Source organism: Pseudomonas sp. S30_BP2TU TE3576, from assembly GCF_050436025.1.
In the GTDB taxonomy this organism is placed as follows: Bacteria; Pseudomonadota; Gammaproteobacteria; order Pseudomonadales; family Pseudomonadaceae; genus Aquipseudomonas.
Genome location: NZ_JBNDLK010000001.1, coordinates 570893 through 587702, shown reverse-complemented (window position 1 = coordinate 587702; position 16810 = coordinate 570893). Strand labels below are relative to the sequence as shown.

Genomic DNA, 16810 nt, shown 5'->3' with positions numbered 1-16810 from the left:
GCTATCCGGCGGACGTGCGGAGTGACGCAATTTTGAACGGCGCAGGGCCATGGGCAGGTTGACGATGCGCTTCATGCGATGCCGTCCGCGGCCAGCAGCGCGGTGGCCTGGATCGAGAGGTTCAGCAGGTGCTGTTCTGACGGCAAAGTACGCATGGCGCAGGTTTCCAGCGGCGGAAATCGTCGGTGGCGTGCAAGGCAAGCCATCCGGGGATGGCTGGATACTAGGGAGGATTGTGACGCGTGTAAATGTTTGATTCAGAACATCAGGTGCACAACCAGGCCGATCAATCCGCAGCCGGTCAAGACCTCGATCACTCCGCGCTTGAACCGCAGCAAGGCAATGCCCGCCGCCATGGCGATCAGCAGCGACGGCCAGTCCAGTGGTCCTTCGAAGCCTTTGGGCCAAAGCACGTGGTAGCCAAAGAAACAGGCCAGATTGAGAATCACGCCAACCACGGCGGCCGTAATGGCCGTCAGCGGTGCGGTGAATGTGAGTTCGTTGTGCGTCGACTCCACCAGCGGTCCGCCGGCGAGGATGAACAGGAACGAAGGCAGGAAGGTGAACCAGGTCACCAGCGTGGCGGCAACGGCGCCGGCGACAAAGGCCTGATCCGGGCCGAAGACCTGATGCACGTAGGCACCGATAAAACCGACGAAGGCGACGACCATGATCAACGGTCCGGGGGTGGTTTCACCGAGTGCCAGGCCGTCGATCATCTGCGTCGGTGTCAGCCATCCAAAATGGCCGACCGCGCCTTGATACACATACGGCAGCACGGCATAGGCACCGCCAAAGGTCAGCAGCGCAGCCTTGGTAAAGAACCAGGCCATCTGGGTCAGCGTGCCTTCCCAGCCAAACAACGCGGCGAGCATGGCCATGGGCAGTGCCCACAAAATGGCGCCGATAACGGCCAGACGCGCCAGTTTAAAGCCACTGAAACGGGCGTGTTCAGGGGTTGGGGTGTCATCGTCGATCACTGCCGGGCCGAAGGATTTTTTCGCCGCGCTGTGGCCACCGGCCCTGAATTTTTCCGGCGCCAGTCGTCCGCCGAAAAATCCGATGACCGCCGCGCCGAGCACGATCAGCGGAAACGGCATGTTGAGCACGAAGATGGCCACGAAGGACGCGGCGGCGATGCCCCATAACCAGCCATTCTTCAGCGCCCGCGAGCCGATCCGGTGAGCTGCCTGCACCACGATGGCCGTGACTGCAGGCTTGATCCCGTAAAACAGTCCGGCGACCACAGGCACTTCGCCAAAGGCGATGTAAACCCACGACAGCGCAATCAGGATGAACAACGACGGCAATACAAACAGCCCGCCAGCGATCACACCGCCCCAGGTCCGGTGCATGAGCCAGCCGATGTAAGTCGCCAACTGCTGAGCCTCAGGCCCGGGCAGTAACATGCAGTAGTTGAGGGCGTGCAGAAAGCGCCGCTCGGAGATCCAGCGCCGGCGCTCGACCAGTTCCTGATGCATGATCGAAATCTGCCCCGCCGGCCCGCCAAAACTGATGAAGCCAAGCTTGAGCCAGAACAAAAAGGCTTCGTGCAGACTGATAGACCGGGGCTGCGGCACAACCTGTTCGGTGACCGGGGAGGGCGTGGGGCTCAAGCGGAAATTCCTTGTGCAGAGGACCTTTGAGCCAATGACTGTAGCTACGCCGGAGCGCGTTGCATAGCCGCATGAGGCTGCGTATCTGCCCAGCGCTCGACGGCTGATCGGTCGCTGTCACGGGCGTCGACCCAATGTGTGCCGGACGCCCCGTCTTCGCGCTTCCAGAACGGTGCGCTGGTTTTCAGGTAGTCCATGATGAACGCACAGGCTTCGAAAGCGGCTTGACGATGCTGGCTGCTGACGCCGACAAACACGATCGGCTCGCTGATCGACAACGGGCCGATCCGATGCACGATCTCTACGCCCCGCAGTGGCCATCGGGCCTTGGCGTTGTCGATGATTGTTTGCAGCGAGCGTTCGGTCATGCCCGGGTAGTGCTCCAGAAACAACCCGGTGACCGTCTCACCCTGATTGATGTCGCGCACGTAGCCGACGAAGTTGACCACGGCACCCACGCCCGGATCGTTCGCCCGCAGGCTGGCGATCAGCCGGCCGACGTCGAACACTTCACGCTGGACCCGAACCGTCATGCCTCAACCCCCGGTGACCGGTGGGAAAAAGGCGATCTCGTCATAGTCTTCGATCACCCGGTCCGGATGGCACAGCTCCTGATTCAGCGCGCACATCAGGTTTTTTTCACCGAGCACCTGGCTCCACAACTCGCCGCGAGCCATCAGCAAGCGGCGCACGTCTTCGATGGTCCTGAGGCTGTCGGTCAGGGGCAGTTTTTCACCGCCCAGGTTGAGCTGCTCGCGGTAACGGGCGAAGTAATTGATCAGGATCATTGTGCGTCCTCGAACTTGAAATGACCGGAGCGGCCACCTTGTTTGCTCAGCAGGCGGATGTCATCGATGACCATGCCGCGGTCCACGGCCTTGCACATGTCGTAGAGGGTCAAGGCCGCCACACTGACGGCGGTGAGGGCTTCGAGCTCGACCCCGGTCTGGCCCTCGACGCGGCAGGTGCCGAGGATTTTCACGCTGTCCGGTGTGCAGGCCTTGAGTTCGACGTGGATCGAACTGAGCAGCAGGGTGTGGCACAGCGGGATCAGCTCATGGGCTTTTTTCGCCGCCATGATTCCAGCGATCCGCGCCACGGCAAATACGTCGCCTTTGGGGTGGCCGTCGCTTTGAATCAGCTTCAGGGTTTCCGGACGCATCCGCACCCAGGCCTGGGCTTGGGCTTCACGCTGCGTTGGGGGTTTTTCGCTGACATCGACCATGTTGGCGCGACCCTGGCTGTCGAGGTGGGTCAGGCCATTGGGCGATGCGTTTGAAATGTCTGTCATGAGAAGTTCCTGCGCTTGCCAGCGCGGTGATCAGGTGAAGGCATCATGCCGGGCTGTAAATGCGTGGTGCGTTACGGTGGGGGACGTGAATCAGGTTGAGGCGATGCTTGATCGCCCATTGCACGGTCAGGGCGGTGGGCGCCGACAGGCTGACCAGCGTGCCGAGCCTGGCCCTGACGGCTTTGTGGATCAGTTCCAGGCTGCAACGGCTGGTGACTACGGTGAAGCCGCTGCGGCTGTCGATGCCGGCGTGTTGCAGGGCGCCGATCAACTTGTCCAGCGCGTTGTGGCGGCCAATGTCTTCGCGGCAGATCTGCGCGTTGCCTTGGCTGTCGAAGTACAGCGCTGCATGCAGGGCGCCGCTGCTGCGGGCCATTTGTTGTGCCTGTTCGATGCGGCTGCGAATGTCGATGAAATGCTCGGCGGACGGCAGGGCAACCGGGTCGAGAACGTCCAGTTTCGGCAGGGCCTGTTCCAGCGCTTCCACTCCGCACAGGCCGCAGCCACTGGTACCCGCCATCTGCCGACGATGGTTCTTCAGTGCCCAGAACGCGCGGCTGGAGATCTGCACATCTGCTTGAACGGCCTGCTCGAAGCGGGTCAGGCGCAGGTCGTAGATTTCGTTCTGGTCCTCAACGATGTCGTTGCTGACGCTGAAGCCTCGGATGAAATCTTCCAGGTTGCCCGGCGAGACCATCATCACGGCCTGACTCAAGCCGTTGTAGGTGATTGCCAGTGCGATCTCGGCGGCCAGCGCTGCCTGACAGACTGTCGCGGCGTTGTCGTATTCGCGAAAGTTCACGCTCAGCGGTTTGGGTGCGGGGGCGTTGGTATCGCTTCGAACATCGGCTTGATCAACTTGGCACAACATGAAAAGAACCTCGAAGCGCTGAATTGAGTTCAGGCTACGGGTAACTTTCCAGAGCGTCCAATCGCTTGTTCCGATATGCCGATTGGTGATGTCTATCAGGCTGGCCAAACATGTCCGTATCGGTTTTATATAAAACCGAAAGCTGATCAGTTAGTCCGACTGAATAAAGTTCGTGCTTCGGCGAAACACTTCTCGGCAATCGCCGAGCGCGGTTCGGTCTTGCGCATCACCAGGCCCAGGGGCGCGAGTACGCTGGCATCCGGCAATTCGATAAACGACAGGTGTTCGATGGGTTCTTCCAGGCCGCTGTCGAGCGGCATGATCGCGCAGCAGAAACCTTCGTGGATGGCCTGCAGCAACTGGTAGGTCGAATCGCTTTCCAGGATCGGCTGCGGGTCCAGTCCGCGGCTGCGAAAACTCAGGTCGATGGATTTGCGGTAGTGCATGCCGTTGCTGAGCATCCCCAGCGGCAGTTCGGCGGCGTCCTCCCAGCTCATTTGCGTGCCGTCGAAATGGAAGTGGCGGGTGTCGTACAGCAGGCCGACGCGGGTCTCGCCGATCTCGAAAAACTCGAAATAGCTCGGGTTGACGTGATCGAGGTAGCACACGCCCAGATCCAGTTGATTGTTGCCAAGGCCTTCGATGATCTGGTCGGAACTCAAGGAAGACAGGCTGTACTTGAGCTCGGGAAAGCTGCGGGACAGGCCCTGAATGTAGGTGACGGGGTTGAAGCTGCTGAGCGGCACCAGCCCCAGGCGCAAGTTACCGACGAGCTGGCCCCGGCACGCGGCGGCCTCGGCGAAGAGCCCGTCGTGGGCGGCCAGCAGGGTTCTGGCCCACGCCAGTACGCGTTCGCCAGCCTGGGTAAAACCCTCGAAGCGCTGGCCCCGGGTGACCAGCACCAGGTCCAGTTCATCCTCCAGGTTGCGCAGGCGCATCGACAGCGTGGGCTGGGTGATGTGGCAGCGCGCGGCAGCCTGGCCAAAGTGGCGGGTCTGTTCCAGGGCGATCAGGAACTTGAGTTGTTTGATGTCCATGACGGCACCTGCTGGCGAGGGAGTGAAGGGTTAAGTATTGACTCAGGTGCGCAAGACACAAGGCGAGGCGGAAAACGTGAGGTGTGGACGATCTCATTGTCTTTGGTGTGCGTCCAATCACTGTTGTTTAAGGGGTAATCGATGGGCTCTATCGTCGAGAGTAAATTCTGGCTTTTTATATTGATAGAGCGGCTCGATAGTCTGGTTGGTTAGAGTGATTAGACAACGATTGTTGGCGCACCTTAGTCTCGGGAAGTTATTTAAGTTAGCTATTTAATTCATGCCTGCCGGAGAATCCCATGAGCGTCAAACCGGATGCGTTGTTTATACCCTTGAATATTGCCGTGCTGACCGTTAGCGATACCCGTGAATATGCCAATGACACCTCCGGCCAATTACTCGTCAGTCGTTTGCTGGAAGCCGGCCATACCCTGAGCGAGCGCAACCTGCTCAAGGATGACCTCTACAAGATCCGCGCGCAGGTGGCGAACTGGATTGCCGACGACGGCATTCAGGTGGTGCTGATCACTGGCGGTACCGGGTTTACCGGTCGCGACAGCACACCCGAGGCAGTCGCCAGTTTGCTGGACAAACAGATCGATGGCTTCGGAGAACTGTTCCGGGCGATTTCGATCCTCGACATAGGCACCTCGACGGTGCAGAGCCGGGCACTGGCCGGGCTGGCCAATGGCACGCTGGTCTGCTGCCTGCCGGGTTCCACGGGCGCCTGCCGCACCGCATGGGAAGGCATCCTCGCCGAACAACTCGACGCTCGCCACCGGCCCTGCAATTTCGTGCCGCACCTCAAGCCTGTGCAAGCCTGCGGGACGCGGGGATGAGTCGATCACCCTTGATGCCGGTGGAGGAGGCCATCGACCGTCTGCTGACAATGGCCGAGGCGCGGTGGATTGAAGACAGTGAAGCGCTGCCGCTCAGTGCCGCCAGGCAACGGGTACTGGCCAATGACCTGGTGGCGACTCTCGATCTGCCGCCGTGGCCGAACAGCGCCATGGATGGTTATGCCCTGAATGTCGAGGGTTGGGACGGGGAACCGCTGGCCGTGTCGCAACAGGTGTTTGCCGGTCACGCCCCCGAAGCCCTGGCACCGGGAACCTGCGCGCGCATCTTCACCGGCGCTCCTGTTCCACCGGGTGCCGACTGCGTGGAGATGCAGGAGAACACGCAGGTACTGGATGACGGACGTATCTGCTTCAAGCAGCCACTGAGCGCCGGCAGTAACATCCGCCCGCAAGGCCAGGAAAACCGCGTCGGCGATGTGCTGCTGCATGCCGGCAAGCGCCTCGGTCCGTTCGAATTGGCGGTCGCGGCGGCGCAGGGCTGCACCCATGTGCAGGTGGTACGGCGACCACGTGTGGCGTTGTTGTCGACCGGCGATGAACTGGTCGAGCCGGGCAATCCCCTCAAGCCCGGCAGCATCTACAACAGCAACCGTACATTGTTGAGCCATTGGTTGAATGCGTTGGGTTGCGAGGTCATCGATGCCGGCATTCTTCCCGATGAGCCACGGCAGACGCGGCTTGAACTCGAACAGTTGCAACACGCGGCTGACCTGATACTCACCACTGGCGGTGTGTCCGCCGGTGACGCCGACTGCCTCGGCCAGGTACTGCGCGAGTGCGGCAAACCGTTGCTGTGGAAGCTCTCGATCAAACCCGGAAAGCCATTGACCGTGGGCCACTTCGGCCGCGTGCCGGTGATTGGCCTGCCGGGTAATCCGACATCGGCATTGGTGACTTTCGGCCTGTTGGCCCGGGTTTATCTGTTGCGGATTCAGGGCGTGGAAGACGTCGAGCCGTTGAGTTTCCCGGTCAGGCTCGGCTTTGCCTGGCCCAAACCCGGGAGTCGCCGCGAGTACCTGCGGGCGAAACTCCAAGCCGGTCGGGCGGTGCTCTATCCGAACCAGAGCTCGGGCGTGTTGCTGGGCGCATCCTGGGCCGATGGGCTGGTGGAAGTGCCGGAAGGCTGCACCCTGGAAGTGGGCGACACGGCGCGGTTCATACCCTTCAGCGAACTGTTCTGACACTGACTCTGTGGGAGCGGGCTTGCTCGCGAAGAGGCCGGCACATCCAACAGAGATGTCGATTGACCTGACGCCTTCGCGAGCAAGCCCGCTCCCACCGTTTTGATCTTCAGTGAACGCCAATCCCACGGCCGGCCACAATCCCTTGTGGGAGCGGGCTTGCCCGCGAAGAGGCCGGTACATCCAACCGAGATGTCGATTGACCTGACGCCTTCGCGAGCAAGCCCGCTCCCACCGTTTTGATCTTCAGTGAACGCCAATCCCTCGGCCGGCCACAATCCCTTGTGGGAGCGGGCTTGCCCGCGAAGAGGTCGGCACATCCAACAGAGATGTCGATTGACCTGACGCCTTCGCGAGCAAGCCCGCTCCCACCGTTTTGATCTTCAGTGAACGCCAATCCCTCGGCCGGCCACAATCCCTTGTGGGAGCGGGCTTGCTCGCGAAGAGGCCGGTACATCCAACAGAGATGTCGATTGACCTGACGCCTTCGCGAGCAAGCCCGCTCCCACCGTTTTGATCTTCAGCGAGCGCCAATCCCACGGCCGGCCACAATCCCTTGTGGGAGCGGGCTTGCCCGCGAAGAGGCCGGCACATCCAACAGAGATGTCGATTGACCTGACGCCTTCGCGAGCAAGCCCGCTCCCACAGTTTTGATCTTCAGTGAACGCCAATCCCACGGCCGACCACAATCCCTTGTGGGAGCGGGCTTGCTCGCGAAGAGGCCGGCACATCCAACAGAGATGTTGCCTGACCCACCGCTTTCGCGAGCAAGCCCGCTCCCACCGTTTTGATCTTCAGTGAACGCCAATCCCACGGCCGGCCACAATCCCTTGTGGGAGCGGGCTTGCTCGCGAAGAGGCCGGCCCATCCAACAAAGATATTGCCTGACCCACCGCTTTCGCGAGCAAGCCCGCTCCCACAGGTTCTGTGTGTTTCTTTAGTGTCAGTTCAGCACGAAATCCACCGGCTCCAGTTGTGGCGGCAGTTCCGTCACGCCCAGGGCAGACAGCACATCGCGTTCGATGTTGCGCACGATGGCGTCGGTGGGCAGGTCGTTTTCGTCGCGGCCGAATGGGTCTTCCAGTTCGTCGGCAATCGCATCCAGGCCGAAAAAGGTGTAGCTGACAATCGCAGTGAAAATCGGTGTCAGCCAGCCCAGGGGTTCGGCCATGGCAAACGGCAAAAGGATGCAGAACAGGTAGATGGTGCGATGCAGCAACAGGGTGTAGGGGAAGGGTAGCGGAGTGTGTTTGATCCGTTCACAGACCGCTTGGGCGTGGGTCAGGCTGGCCAGATGGTTGGCCATGAGCGTGTAGCGCCAGTCGTTGATCGCCCCGGACTCATTGAGTGCCGAGCACTGCTGACCGACCTGCATCAGGATTTGCCCGCTGATGTCCGTGGTGTCGCCCTTGGGCATCGGGTGCAGCCAGTCGCCACTGGCGGCGATTTCGTTTTCCCGGCGCAGCCGCGCGTTGAGGGCATGGGCGAAGCCGCACAGGTTGCTGAGGATCGTGTGTCGTTCAGCTGTGTCCTTGATTACCAGGGTTTCACGAATCATCGAACGGATTTCCACGATCACATCGCCCCACGCCTTGCGCGCTTCATACCAGCGGTCGTAGCAGGCGTTGTTGCGAAAGCTCATGAAGATCGACAACGACAAACCCAGCAGCGTGAAGGGCGTTGCACTGACCTTGGAAAAGTAGCTGGGATGCAAGGTTTCAATGAGCACGATGGCCGAGGCGAGCAACGTCACCATCAGGCTGCGCCAGGCAATACGCTTGGCGATCGAACCCTTGAGGGACGTCAGCACGCCGATCAGGTTGGGTTTGGGTCTCACGATCATGGGTTTCAGCCGCCCGTCATGTTCATGAAGCGAACGACCTGAACATCGTCGTTCACTTCGAAGTTGTGCCGATAAGGCTTGAGTTTCATCGCCTCGATAATGGCTTTTTCCAGGCGCTCGGGCTGTCCGGGGTGGCTGCGCAAGACTGCCTTGAGATCCGCCGAGTGCTCATTGCCCAGGCACAGCAGCAGGCGTCCTTCCACGGTCAGCCGCACCCGATTGCAGGTGCCGCAAAAATTGTGGCTGTGGGGTGAGATGAACCCCAGGCGAATCTGTGGCGCCTCGGCCAGGCGCCAGTAGCGCGACGGACCCTGGGTCGACTCGGCGGAATCAATCAAAGTGTAGCGTTCGGCGATGCGTTCGCGGACCTGGGCGCTTGCGAAAAACGATTCGGCGCGGCTGTGCTCGTCGATGGTGCCCAACGGCATTTCCTCGATGAAGGAGATGTCGAGGTTGCGGTCGATGGCGAAGCTCACCAGATCATTGATCTCATGGTCGTTGCGACCCTTCATCACCACGCAATTGAGCTTGGTGTTGCGAAATCCCGCCTGGTTGGCCGCGTCGATGCCTTTGATGACCTGCGCCAGGTCACCGGTGCGGGTCAGTTCGCGAAAACGTTGCGGGTCCAGGCAGTCGAGGCTGATATTGAGGCGCTTGACTCCGGCCTCGAACAACGGCCCGGCCAGTTTGGCCAACTGCGAACCGTTGGTGGTCATGCACAGTTCACGCAGGCCGGGCAGGGCGGCGATCTTCTCGCACAGTTGCACCACGCCCGGACGGATCAGCGGCTCGCCCCCGGTCAGGCGGATCTTGCGGGTGCCCAGCGCCACGAAGCTTTGTGCCAGTTGATAAATCTCTTCCAGGGTCAGCACCCGTTGCCGGGGTAGAAACTGCATGTCCTCGGCCATGCAATACACGCAACGGAAATCGCAGCGGTCGGTGACCGACATCCGCAGATAGTCCACGCGCCGGGAGAAGCCATCGATCAAGACTCGTTCTGACATGACACCCTCGCTTGACGCTTCTTGTATGAGATTTCCGTCATTAACGGATTTGTTGAGCGCAGGCTAAGAGCAACTTTAACGGGCGTCCAATCACTATTAATAACCGGATGATCGACCGGCTCGATGATGAACTTTTTTTTGTGGTTTAAAGGGCTTTAAGTGATTTTAAGTAATTGAAAATCAAAGATAAAAACCAGTGATAGAGCGTTTCGATAATGTGGTCGTAAATAGCGATTAGACAATAATTAATCCCTGTTCATATGCTTTTCTCCGTCAAACGATCAATGGCCTGAATCAGGTCACGGAGAAGTACCATGTCTCAAGTCGACCGCTACAAACCCTACAAAGGTGCCGCCGCCGGTTGGGGTGCACTGATTGCTGTTACCAGGAACTGGCTGGGCAGTGAAAACGCGCTGAAGAATATTCGCGCCATGCTCAAGACCAACCAGAACGGCGGCTTCGACTGCCCCGGTTGCGCCTGGGGCGAGTCGCCGGAAAACGGCATGGTCAAGTTCTGCGAAAACGGCGCCAAGGCGGTTAACTGGGAAGCCACGGGCCGTTTGGTCGACCCGGCGTTCTTCAACAAATACAGCGTCTCGGCACTGGCCGAACAGAGCGATTACTGGCTGGAGTATCAGGGCCGCCTGACTCACCCGATGCGCTATGACTCTGCCACCGATCGCTACGTGGAAACCACCTGGGACGAAGCATTCGCGACGATCGCCCGGCATCTCAATGCGCTGGAATCGCCGGACCAGGCCGAGTTCTATACCTCGGGCCGGGCCAGCAACGAGGCGGCGTTTCTCTATCAGTTGTTCGTCCGGGCCTACGGTACCAACAACTTTCCCGACTGCTCGAACATGTGCCACGAAGCCAGCGCGGTGAGCATGATCGAAAGCCTCGGCGTGGGCAAAGGCACCGTGGTGTTTGACGACCTGGAGCATGCCGACGCGATCTTCGTCATCGGCCAGAACCCCGGCACCAACCACCCGCGGATGCTCGAACCGTTGCGTGAAGCGGTCAAGCGCGGAGCCCAGGTGATCTGCATCAACCCACTCAAGGAGCGCGGACTGGAGCGTTTCCAGCATCCACAGCACCCGATCGAAATGCTCATGAACGGCTCCGAGCCGACCAACACCGCGTACTTCCGCCCGGCACTCGGCGGTGACATGGCGGTCATGCGCGGCATGGTCAAGTTCCTGTTGCAGTGGGAGCGCGAAGCACAGGTCAGCGGCGGTGAACCGGTGTTCGACCATGCGTTCATCGCCGAACACACCTCGGGAATGGGGGCCTACCTGGGCGAAGTCGACGCCACCAGTTGGGAGCACATCGAGCAGCAGTCGGGCATGTCTTTGGCTGATATCGAACTCGCCGCCCGTATGTACGCCCGGGCCAAACGGGTGATCATGTGCTGGGCGATGGGCCTGACCCAGCACACGCACTCGGTGCCGATGCTGCAGGAAGTCATCAACCTGATGTTGCTGCGCGGCAATGTCGGCCGTCCGGGTGCGGGCCTGTCACCGGTTCGCGGTCACAGTAACGTGCAGGGCGACCGCACTATGGGCATCAACGAGCTGGCGCCCACCGAGTTGCTCGATGCCCTGGAAAAACGTTTTTCCTTCAAGCCGCCACGTGAGCATGGCCACAATACCGTGATGGCGATCGGCGCGATGGAGCAGGGGCGTTCGAAAGTGTTTATCGCCCTGGGCGGCAACTTTGCCCAGGCCACCCCCGACACCCCGCGCACCCACGCTGCGTTGCGTAAATGCGACCTCACTGTGCACATCGCCACCAAGCTTAACCGCAGCCATCTGGTCACCGGCCGTGAAGCGTTGATCCTGCCGTGCCTGGGCCGCACCGACATTGACATCCAGGCCGAAGGGCCGCAAGGCGTCACCGTGGAAGACACTTTCAGCATGATCCACATCTCCCACGGCCAACTGAAACCCAAGTCGAAACACCTGATGTCGGAACCGGCGATCATCGCCGGCATCGCCGCCGCGACACTGGGCAAGCACCCGATCGACTGGAACTGGGCCATCGGTGACTACGGCCGCATCCGCAACATGATTGCCGACACCATTCCCGGCTTCGAAGATTTCAATCGACGCTTGCTGCACCCGGGCGGTTTCCACATGCCCAACGACGCGGCCAGACGCATCTGGAAAACCGCCAGCGGTAAAGCCCAGTTCACCCCGAGCGTGCTGCCGCAGCATCTGATCAGCGAAGGTGTGCGCAACCTGGCGGTCAAGCCGCACCTGATCCTGCAGACCATGCGCTCCCACGATCAGTACAACACCACGCTGTACGGCCTGGATGACCGCTATCGCGGGGTCTACGGCATGCGCGACGTGGTGTTCGCCAACGAGCAAGACATTCGTCGGCTGGGTTTCGAACCGGGGCAGAAGGTCGACCTGGTGGCGCTGTGGGATGACGAGCGCGAGCGTCGGGTCAGCGGTTTCACCTTGATCGCCTATGACATTCCGGCCGGTCAGGCGGCGGCGTACTACCCGGAGACCAATCCGCTGGTGCCGCTGGAAAGTTACGGTGACCGTACCTTCACCCCGACTTCCAAGTTCGTCGCCATCCGGCTGGAGCAGGCCAGGGCCAGCAGCCTGATTTCGACTTCCGCTGCGTAGTGCCAATCACTGAAGACTTTGTGGGAGCAAGCTTGCTCGCGATTGCAGGGTGCCAGGCGCCATTGATGTTGCAGGTGCCGGCCTCATCGCGAGCAAGCTCGCTCCCACAGTTTTAAATCCGCGATGAGGATATCGACATGTTTAACCTGGAGGCACTGGACCTGGCGCGGATGCAATTCGCGTTCACGGTTTCGTTCCACATCATCTTTCCCGCCATCACCATCGGGCTGGCCAGTTTTCTGGCGGTGCTCGAAGGGCTTTGGCTGAAGACCCACAACGACACCTACCGCGATCTCTACCATTTCTGGTCGAAAATCTTCGCCGTCAACTTCGGCATGGGTGTGGTCTCGGGGCTGGTCATGGCCTACGAGTTCGGCACCAACTGGAGCCGCTTCTCCGACTTCGCCGGCAGCATCACCGGACCGTTGCTGACCTATGAAGTGCTCACGGCGTTCTTCCTCGAAGCCGGTTTCCTCGGGGTCATGCTGTTCGGCTGGAACCGGGTAGGGCGCGGCTTGCACTTCTTCTCGACGGTCATGGTCGCCATCGGCACCTTGATTTCGACCTTCTGGATTCTTGCCTCCAACAGCTGGATGCAAACACCCCAGGGCTTCGAGATCGTCGACGGTCGCGTGATGCCACTGGACTGGCTGGCCATCGTGTTCAACCCGTCGTTCCCGTACCGCCTGGCGCACATGGCGATTGCCGCGTTCGTGGCCACGGCGTTCTTTGTTGGCTCGTCGGCGGCGTGGCACCTGCTGCGCGGCAACGACACCCGGCAAGTGCGCAAGATGCTGTCGATGGCGTTGTGGATGGCGTTGATCGTCTGCCCGATCCAGGCCGTGGTCGGTGACGCCCACGGCTTGAACACCCTGGAGCATCAACCGGCGAAAATCGCCGCGATTGAAGGGCACTGGGAAAACAACGGGAGCGAAGCGACGCCGCTGGTGCTGTTCGGCATCCCCGACATGCAGGCCGAGAAAACCAAATACGCCATCGAAATTCCCTACCTGGGCAGCCTGATCCTGACCCATAGCCTCGACAAGCAGATCCCGGCGCTCAAGAGCTTCCCGAAAGAGGATCGCCCCAACGCGACGATTATTTTCTGGAGCTTCCGCGTCATGGCCGGGCTGGGCATGTTGATGGTGCTGGCCGGCGTGCTCGGCCTGGCCCTGCGTCGCAGTGGTGCCATTTACCGCAACCGCTGGTTCCTGCGCCTGATGTTGTGGATGGGCCCAAGCGGCCTGATCGCCATGCTTGCCGGCTGGATCACCACGGAGGTGGGGCGCCAACCATGGGTGGTGTATGGCCTGCAACGTACCGCGAATGCTGCGTCCAATCACAGCGTCACGCAGTTGAGCATCTCGTTGGCGCTGTTCGTGGTGATCTATTTCTCGGTGTTCACGGTGGGTATCGGCTACATGATGAAACTGGTGGCCAAGGGGCCGAAACCCCATCACGAGCATGCGCCTGCGGGGCATGCCGATCAGGTCATCACACCGCGCCGGCCGCTGTCCGCCGACGCCGAAATCCTCGAAACCGACGCCCGCGTCAATTGAAGGAAGGGAGTTGAGTCATGGGTATTCAAGGTATCGATTTATCGCTGATCTGGGGCGTGATCATCGCCTTCGGCGTGATGATGTACGTGATCATGGACGGCTTCGACCTGGGGTTGGGCATTCTGTTTCCGCTGATCCCGGATGCGAAGGAGCGCGATGTGATGATGAACACTGTGGCACCGGTCTGGGACGGCAACGAGACCTGGCTGGTGCTGGGTGGCGCGGCGCTGTATGGCGCGTTTCCGCTGGCCTATTCGGTGATTCTGGAAGCGCTGTACCTGCCGTTGATCCTGATGTTGTGCGGCTTGATCTTTCGCGGTGTGGCGTTCGAGTTTCGTTTCAAGGCCAGTCCTGAAAAGCGGCATGTCTGGGACATGGCGTTCATCGGCGGATCGCTGCTGGCGACGTTCTCCCAGGGCGTGGTGATTGGCACTTACATTGCCGGTATCCCGGTGGTCGACCGGCAGTTCGCCGGTGGTTCGCTGGACTGGCTGGCGCCGTTTCCATTGTTCTGCGGTTTCGGTCTGATCATCGCCTACGCGCTGTTGGGCAGCACCTGGTTGCTGGTCAAGACCGAAGGCATGCTGGAATCGCGGATGCGCCTGTTCACCCGTCCGCTGGCCTGGCTGTTGTTGGCGGTGATCGGTGTGATCTGTGTGTGGACGCCAATCCTGCATCCGGACATCGCCACGCGCTGGTTTGCCCATGCGCACCTGGCGGTATTCGGTGGCCTTGCGGTGCTGGCCTTGCTGGCGATGTTCGGCTTGCTCAAGACCCTGCGCCAACGCCACACCCATTGGCCGTTCGCCTTCACCCTGATGCTGGTGTTCCTTGGCTACATCGGCCTGGCGTTCAGCATCTGGCCGAACATCGTGCCGCCGTCGATCAGCCTGTGGGCCGCGGCGTCACCGGCGACCAGCCAGTTGTTCATCCTGATCGGGGCGCTGTTCATATTGCCGATCATCCTGATGTACACAGTCTGGAGCTACTACGTGTTCCGCGGCAAAGTGAGGATTGGCGATGGCTACCATTGATTCCCGTGAACCAGCACCGGCGCCTTGGTACAAGCGCCTTGGGTGGCTGGTGTTGATCTGGCTGGGCAGTGTGGTTGCGTTGGGAGTGGTGGCGGGGGCGTTGCGGATGTTGATGCACGCGGCCGGCATGAGTTCGCACTGACGCACCTTGCAAAAACACGGAAATAACAGGAGCGATGAATCACCTGTGGCGAGGAAGCTTGCTCCCGCCGGACTGCACAGCAGGCTGATACCGATCAGTTAAGCCACAACGCAATCGGTAGCAGCTGGCGTAGCCTGCGTCCGGCTGCGCAGCAGTCGTAAAATCAGCGTTCGCGGTACCACAGAGAGATCGTGCAAGCCGGGTTTACGACTGCTGCGCAGCCGGACGCCGCCTTCGGCAGCTGCTACAAGGAAGGCGTAGAGTCTGGGTTCGCCTAGTTGATCGGCATTAGGCCACTGCCGGTAATGCCGATCAGTCAAGCCACAACACAATCTGTAGCAGCTGGCGCAGCCTGCGTCCGGCTGCGCAGCAGTCGTAAAATCAGAGTTCGCGGTACCTCAGAGAGATCGTGCAAGCCGGATTTACGACTGCTGCGCAGCCGGACGCCGCCTTCGGCAGCTGCTACAAGGAAGGCGTAGAGTCTGGGGTCGCCTAGTTGATCGGCATTAGGCCACTGCCGGTAATGCCGATCAGTTAAGCCACAACGCAATCGGTAGCAGCTGGCGTAGCCTGCGTCCGGCTGCGCAGCAGTCGTAAAATCAGCGTTCGCGGTACCACAGAGAGATCGTGCAAGCCGGGTTTACGACTGCTGCGCAGCCGGACGCCGCCTTCGGCAGCTGCTACAAGGAAGGCGTAGAGTCTGGGTTCGCCTGATTGATCGGCATTAGCGCAGCAGGACGGTGCGGCGATCCGACAAGCCCCCTCGCCACATTGCTCGTGTCAGGTTCAGTTCTTACTGAGCGCCAAACATCGCCGTCCAGTAAATCCCCGCATCGCTCTTCGGATCGGTCGCATACGCCGCGCCCAGCTCGCGGAACTGCGGGTTCATCAGGTTGGCGCAATGGCCTGGGCTGGCCAGCCAGCCATCGACCACCTTGCGTACGCTGTCTTGCCCGGCGGCGATGTTTTCGCCGATCTGCTGGAAGTCGTAGCCGGCCAGTTCCGCGCGGTCGCCTGGCGTGCGGCCATCGCGGTCCTTGTGATCAAAGTAGTTTTTGTTGGCCATGGAGCGGGAATTGCCTTCGGCGGCAGTGGCCAGCGTGGCGTTCCAGGCCAGCGGTGCGGTTGCATTGAAAGACTGGGTGCCGCATTGACGCGGCTTGGCCCGGGCGGCGTTGAGTTCGATTAGCAGCTTCTGGCCCTCGGTCTGCCAGTCGCCCAGTCGTGCGCTTAACAACGGACGTGCGACCACGATGCGCCATTGCCGGTCCTGGCGGCTGACGCCGACATCGACGAATTGCGGGTCGAGGACGATCTGGCAAAAACTCTCCTGAATCGCTTTCATCGCCGAGGCTGCATCGCGAGGCCCGGACAGGCTGATGACCTGCACATTCTTCATGGGATAACCGGCAGTGGCCATGGCCTGCTGCAGATCACCGATGCTCGGTGCGCTCAGCACCAGGCGCGGGTCGGCCGACAGCGGCGGCAGCTCCGATGAGACTTGGCCGGCACAACGCTGCAGTTGGCTGCGGTAGACGTTGATCGATTCGATCAATTGCGCTTCGTCCGCTGCCACGGCGTTGGCGGCAAATAACAGGCCCAGTGACAAACCGGCAAAACGCATTGCGGATGAGATGAAACCCATGAAAATCCCCCTTGAGCAGATTGCGCCCATGATGCGCGAAGTTGACCCATCCCGGACAACGGATTTATCCAGAGTGTAGTGGGGTGGG

The 16810-nt window shown here is 60.6% G+C and carries 15 protein-coding genes; 6 read left to right on the top strand and 9 right to left on the bottom strand.

Annotated elements, in window-relative coordinates; all coding sequences use genetic code 11:
* Positions 1-257 precede the first annotated feature (257 nt).
* From chrA to ABIA48_RS02550, 6 genes are all read right to left on the bottom strand, one after another.
* Positions 258-1616: a chromate efflux transporter gene (gene chrA / locus ABIA48_RS02575; RefSeq protein WP_429486928.1), complete on the bottom strand. Its 1359-nt coding sequence runs from the start codon at positions 1614-1616 to the stop codon at positions 258-260.
* Between the two features lie 44 nt (positions 1617-1660).
* Positions 1661-2149 (bottom strand): molybdopterin synthase catalytic subunit MoaE, encoded by a 489-nt coding sequence (gene moaE / locus ABIA48_RS02570; protein ID WP_429486927.1) that lies wholly within the window; start codon positions 2147-2149, stop codon positions 1661-1663.
* 3 nt (positions 2150-2152) lie between these two features.
* A complete protein-coding gene (gene moaD / locus ABIA48_RS02565) occupies positions 2153-2404 on the bottom strand; it encodes a molybdopterin converting factor subunit 1 (protein ID WP_429486926.1) in 252 nt (83 codons plus the stop codon).
* Complete coding sequence (gene moaC / locus ABIA48_RS02560; RefSeq protein WP_429486925.1) at positions 2401-2907, bottom strand: cyclic pyranopterin monophosphate synthase MoaC; 507 nt, start codon at positions 2905-2907, stop codon at positions 2401-2403. The genes moaD and moaC overlap by 4 nt, the downstream gene beginning before the upstream one ends.
* Positions 2908-2950: 43 nt before the next feature.
* On the bottom strand, positions 2951-3778 hold the full coding sequence (gene fdhD / locus ABIA48_RS02555; protein WP_429486924.1) for a formate dehydrogenase accessory sulfurtransferase FdhD: 828 nt from the start codon (positions 3776-3778) through the stop codon (positions 2951-2953).
* A 146-nt stretch (positions 3779-3924) separates the two neighbouring features.
* On the bottom strand, positions 3925-4815 hold the full coding sequence (locus ABIA48_RS02550; RefSeq protein ID WP_007982109.1) for a LysR family transcriptional regulator: 891 nt from the start codon (positions 4813-4815) through the stop codon (positions 3925-3927).
* A gap of 299 nt (positions 4816-5114) precedes the next feature.
* Here ABIA48_RS02550 and moaB point away from each other — a divergent pair, with 299 nt between their 5' ends.
* Both moaB and ABIA48_RS02540 read left to right on the top strand, forming a co-directional pair.
* Entirely contained in the window at positions 5115-5654 is a 540-nt protein-coding gene (gene moaB, locus ABIA48_RS02545) for a molybdenum cofactor biosynthesis protein B (protein ID WP_429486923.1), read from the top strand.
* Complete coding sequence (locus tag ABIA48_RS02540) at positions 5651-6856, top strand: molybdopterin molybdotransferase MoeA (RefSeq protein ID WP_429486922.1); 1206 nt, start codon at positions 5651-5653, stop codon at positions 6854-6856. Before moaB ends, ABIA48_RS02540 begins: the two co-directional genes overlap by 4 nt.
* 943 nt (positions 6857-7799) lie before the next feature.
* Here the strand turns inward: ABIA48_RS02540 and ABIA48_RS02535 are convergent.
* Positions 7800-8699, bottom strand: coding sequence for a bestrophin family protein (locus ABIA48_RS02535; RefSeq protein ID WP_429486921.1), 900 nt, complete (start codon positions 8697-8699; stop codon positions 7800-7802).
* A 5-nt stretch (positions 8700-8704) separates the two neighbouring features.
* Entirely contained in the window at positions 8705-9703 is a 999-nt protein-coding gene (gene moaA / locus ABIA48_RS02530; protein WP_429486920.1) for a GTP 3',8-cyclase MoaA, read from the bottom strand.
* A gap of 314 nt (positions 9704-10017) precedes the next feature.
* Here moaA and ABIA48_RS02525 point away from each other — a divergent pair, with 314 nt between their 5' ends.
* The 4 genes from ABIA48_RS02525 to ABIA48_RS02510 all read left to right on the top strand — a co-directional run bounded on the left by ABIA48_RS02525 (position 10018) and on the right by ABIA48_RS02510 (position 15077).
* On the top strand, positions 10018-12342 hold the full coding sequence (locus ABIA48_RS02525; protein WP_429486919.1) for an FdhF/YdeP family oxidoreductase: 2325 nt from the start codon (positions 10018-10020) through the stop codon (positions 12340-12342).
* 137 nt (positions 12343-12479) lie between these two features.
* Positions 12480-13901 (top strand): cytochrome ubiquinol oxidase subunit I, encoded by a 1422-nt coding sequence (locus ABIA48_RS02520; protein ID WP_429486918.1) that lies wholly within the window; start codon positions 12480-12482, stop codon positions 13899-13901.
* 17 nt (positions 13902-13918) lie between these two features.
* Positions 13919-14935 (top strand): cytochrome d ubiquinol oxidase subunit II, encoded by a 1017-nt coding sequence (gene cydB / locus ABIA48_RS02515; RefSeq protein ID WP_429486917.1) that lies wholly within the window; start codon positions 13919-13921, stop codon positions 14933-14935.
* Positions 14922-15077, top strand: a complete 156-nt coding sequence (locus ABIA48_RS02510; protein WP_007992893.1) for a DUF2474 domain-containing protein — start codon at positions 14922-14924, stop codon at positions 15075-15077. The genes cydB and ABIA48_RS02510 overlap by 14 nt, the downstream gene beginning before the upstream one ends.
* Before the next feature lie 793 nt (positions 15078-15870).
* Here the strand turns inward: ABIA48_RS02510 and ABIA48_RS02505 are convergent.
* Positions 15871-16722 carry a CAP domain-containing protein gene (locus ABIA48_RS02505; RefSeq protein ID WP_429486916.1) on the bottom strand — a complete coding sequence of 284 codons (852 nt, stop codon included), beginning with the start codon at positions 16720-16722 and terminating at the stop codon, positions 15871-15873.
* Positions 16723-16810 lie beyond the last annotated feature (88 nt).